A 3873-nucleotide genomic window follows, 5' to 3' on the forward strand; every position below is an offset into this window, starting at 1 on the left:
GGGCCGCGGCGGCAAAGCCGGCGCATAAACTCGATTGATATTGGCGCTCCGGCGCGAGGGGCCTCACCCCCACCCGTCCTCCCCCATCAAGGGGGAGGTGTTGCATCGAGTTTGAGACTGGCTCTCGTCCCAACCGACAGACCCGCACCTCCCCCTTGATGGGGGAGGCTGGGAGGGGGTGACGAGAGCCCCGATCTCCCCAACCAGACCCATTCCCCCTTGCGATCAAACTCCCCATCGGGATAGATCGCATCACTCCACTTCGCCGCTATCCCGGACCGCCAATGCCTCTACGCCTCGACAGCGCCGCTGATGATTTCGAGTCCCGCTTTGTCGAGCTGCTTGCCAGCAAGCGCGAAGCCTCCCAGGAAGTGGGCGATATCGTCGCCGGGATCATTGCCGATGTGCGCGCCCGTGGCGACGAAGCCGTGGCCGAACTGACCAACAAGTTCGACAAGGCCGGCGTCACCCCGCAAACCCTGCGCTTTTCAGCCGAAGAAATTGCCGAAGCCGCTGCCCGCGTCACCCCCGATGTCCGCGAGGCGCTGCAAACCGCGCATGATCGCATCAAGTCGCATCACGAGCGGCAGATGCCCAAGGACGATATCTATACCGACGCCCTCGGCGTCACCCTCGGCTCGCGCTGGACCGCCATCGATGCCGTCGGCATCTATGTCCCCGGCGGGCTCGCCTCCTACCCCTCATCGGTGCTGATGAATGCCGTGCCGGCTAAAGTCGCCGGCGTCTCGCGCATCGCCATGGTCGTGCCCACGCCCAATGGGCAACTGGCCTCGGCCATTCTCTGCGCCGCCCAGATCGCCGGCGTTACCGAGATTTACCGCGTTGGCGGCGCCCAGGCTGTAGCCGCCCTCGCCTATGGCACCAGTGCCATTGCCCGCGTCGACAAGATCATGGGCCCCGGCAATGCCTTTGTTGCCGCAGCCAAGCGCCAGGTGTTCGGCCAGGTCGGCATCGACCTCATCGCCGGCCCGTCCGAAGTGCTCGTCATCGCCGACCACTCGGCCAATCCCGCCTGGGTCGCAGCCGATCTCATCGCCCAGGCCGAACATGGCGGGGGCGCCCAGTCGATCCTCGTCACCACCGATGAAAAGCTGGCCGATGCCGTGGAAGCCGAAGTCGATCGCCAGTTGAGCCTCCTCCCCAAGGAATCCATCGCTCGGGAAGGCTGGGACGAATTCGGCGCCATCATCACCGTCGATTCGCTCGAAACGGCGACCAACCTCGCCAATCGCATCGCCTCCGAGCATGTGGAACTGGCGATCGACGACCCACAATCGCTGGTCGCGGCCATCCGCCATGCCGGCGCGATCTTTCTGGGTCATCACACCCCGGAAGCCATCGGCGACTATGTCGGTGGCTCCAACCACGTGTTGCCCACCGCCCGTTCGGCGCGCTTCGCCTCGGGCCTCGGCGTGCTCGATTTCGTCAAGCGCACGTCCATTCTCGGGTGCACGCCCTCCTCGCTCTCGGCCCTTGCCGAAGCGGCGGTCACCATCGCCGAAGTCGAAGCGCTCGATGGACACGGGCGCTCCATTTCGATTCGGCTCAACCGTTGAGCATTTCGATGGGCACAAGCGAGGCGGCATCCAGCACCAATCGTCTGGTCACCGTCACGCTCGACCCCAATACGATCACGTCCATAAATCCCGACGAGGTGCATGAATGGCGCATCGCCATTTATGACCTCCTCGAATCCAACAGTTTTCGTCCGGCCCGCGTCGCCGCCGAGGGCCCCTATGCCCTGCACGTTTCGATCATCGGCAATTCCATAGTGCTCGACGTGCGCCATCCCGAAACGTTCCAGCCGATCGCCGCGCATTACATTTCGCTGACCCCGTTCCGCCGGCTTATCCGCGATTATTTCCGCATTCGCGACGCCTATTACGAGGCGATCCGTTCGGCCCAGCCGTTCCAGATCGAGACCGTCGACATGGCCCGGCGCGGCATGCACAACGAGGCGGCCGAGCTTTTGCGCACGCGGCTCAACAACAAGATCATCATCGATCTCAACACGGCGCGGCGCCTTTTCACCTTGATTTGCGCCGTGCAGCCCTATGCCAGCCGCATCGACGAAGCGACGAGCGAACTGCCCTCGGTGCTATTCGTGTGCTCGATGAACTCGGTGCGCTCGCCCATTGCCGCGGCTCTTGCCCGCCAATCCTTCCCCGGTCGCATCATCGCGCGCTCGGTTGGCGTCAATGGCGGCAAGGCCGATCAGTTCGTGCATGAGGTCATGGAAGAAATCGGCATTGATATGTCGATCCATACGCCCCATATTCTCGATGAGCTCGTTGCCAACCGCTTCGATCTCGTCATCACCCTGTCCGATGACGCCCCCGATGCAGTGGCCCGCAAGGGTCTCGAGGCCGGCGAAATCGAACAATGGACGGTGCCGGACCCTTCGCTCGTCGAAGGCAGCCGCGAGGTAGTTCTGTCGGCCTATCGCGAACTTCGCGACGGTCTCAGACGCCGCGTTCGCGCTCGTTTGGAACCACTGGTTTCCGGTAGTTCACAAAGCCACTGATTTGCAGTAGGTTCCGCCCAAATTTGCGGCCGCCGCCGAGCAGTTTCGCTCGCGGGGGTCTTCCCAGGAGAAAGTATGGCCAAAGAAGAAGTGCTCGAATTCCCGGGCGTGGTCACCGAATTGCTTCCCAACGCGACCTTCCGGGTCAAGCTGGAAAACGAACACGAGATCATCGCTCACACCGCCGGCCGCATGCGCAAGAACCGTATCCGCGTTCTCGCCGGCGACAAGGTGCTGTGTGAAATGACTCCTTACGACCTCACCAAGGGTCGCATCACCTATCGTTTCAAGTAAGGCATCATGGCCAGCCGTCCGGAACTGATCCTGGCCTCCGCCTCGCCGCGCCGGCTTGCACTGCTCAACCAGATCGGCATCGAGCCTGAGCATCTGGTTCCGGCCCATGTCGACGAGACGCCCGAAAAAGGCGAATTGCCGCGCAAGCTTGCCGGCCGCCTTGCCGAACTGAAAGCTCTCACCGCCCAGCACAAGGCCCGCGTCGCCGGTTTCGGCTCCGACGCTCTTGTCCTTGCTGCCGATACGGTGGTGGCGGTCGGTCGACGCATCCTGCCCAAGGCCGAGACCATGGACGAGGCATCCGATTGCCTCCGCCTGCTCTCGGGCCGCGCGCATCGCGTCTATACCGGCGTCACGCTCCTGACCCCCTCCGGGGCCAAGCGGCAGCGGATCGTTGAAACACGCCTGCGCTTCAAGCGCCTATCCACCCGCGAAATGGAAGCCTATCTCGCCAGCGCCGAATGGCGCGACAAGGCGGGTGGCTATGCCATCCAGGGTATTGCTGGCTCGTTCGTCGTAAAGCTCTCGGGCTCCTATTCCGGCGTCGTCGGCCTGCCGCTCCATGAAGTCACCCAGCTCCTCGCCGGCGAGGGTTATCCGGTGCACTTCAACTGGCTCAACCAGTCGAGCCTGACGGGCGTCTGATGGCAGAAAGAAAGTGCCCCATCTGCGGCAAGGCCACGGTCGAGAAGTTCAAGCCCTTCTGCTCGAAGCGTTGCGCCGATGTGGATCTCAACCGCTGGCTGACCGGCTCCTACGTCATCCCCGCGCAGGATGACGAGCCGCTCCCTGAAAACGACGACGAATAGGCGCTTTGGCCGGGCTCGCGGGTAACAGTCTGCTAACGAACTAGCCTCTTTATCCACATGACGTTTTCGCGCTTGCGCAGGCAAAAACGATTGCCTATAAGGCCCGTGGCTCGCAGCCGATGGCTCGCGAAATAGATGCCCGAGTAGCTCAGTTGGTAGAGCAGCGGATTGAAAATCCGCGTGTCACTGGTTCGATTCCGGTCTCGGGCACCACTTCCCCCCCCA

5 protein-coding genes, 1 tRNA gene and 1 pseudogene are annotated in these 3873 nt (G+C 62.9%); all 7 read left to right on the forward strand.

What is annotated here, in order from left to right; all coding sequences use genetic code 11:
• The first annotated feature begins 284 nt into the window (after window positions 1-284).
• The 7 genes and pseudogenes from hisD to ABW043_RS16275 all read left to right on the forward strand — a co-directional run bounded on the left by hisD (window position 285) and on the right by ABW043_RS16275 (window position 3861).
• Entirely contained in the window at window positions 285-1577 is a 1293-nt protein-coding gene (hisD, locus tag ABW043_RS16245) for a histidinol dehydrogenase (protein WP_353922243.1), read from the forward strand.
• Between the two features lie 8 nt (window positions 1578-1585).
• Window positions 1586-2059 (forward strand): annotated as a pseudogene (locus ABW043_RS16250) (UPF0262 family protein); the annotation flags it as partial.
• Window positions 2060-2125: 66 nt separating this feature from the next.
• Window positions 2126-2545, forward strand: a complete 420-nt coding sequence (locus ABW043_RS16255; protein ID WP_353922246.1) for an arsenate reductase/protein-tyrosine-phosphatase family protein — start codon at window positions 2126-2128, stop codon at window positions 2543-2545.
• 75 nt (window positions 2546-2620) lie between these two features.
• Complete coding sequence (gene infA, locus ABW043_RS16260) at window positions 2621-2839, forward strand: translation initiation factor IF-1 (RefSeq protein ID WP_035082742.1); 219 nt, start codon at window positions 2621-2623, stop codon at window positions 2837-2839.
• A 6-nt stretch (window positions 2840-2845) separates the two neighbouring features.
• Complete coding sequence (locus tag ABW043_RS16265; protein WP_353922244.1) at window positions 2846-3484, forward strand: Maf-like protein; 639 nt, start codon at window positions 2846-2848, stop codon at window positions 3482-3484.
• Entirely contained in the window at window positions 3484-3648 is a 165-nt protein-coding gene (yacG, locus tag ABW043_RS16270; protein WP_353922245.1) for a DNA gyrase inhibitor YacG, read from the forward strand. The genes ABW043_RS16265 and yacG overlap by 1 nt, the downstream gene beginning before the upstream one ends.
• A 137-nt stretch (window positions 3649-3785) precedes the next feature.
• Window positions 3786-3861, forward strand: a tRNA-Phe gene (locus tag ABW043_RS16275).
• Window positions 3862-3873: the final 12 nt, after the last annotated feature.

This window comes from Devosia sp. (assembly GCF_040509215.1).
GTDB lineage: Bacteria > Pseudomonadota > Alphaproteobacteria > Rhizobiales > Devosiaceae > Devosia.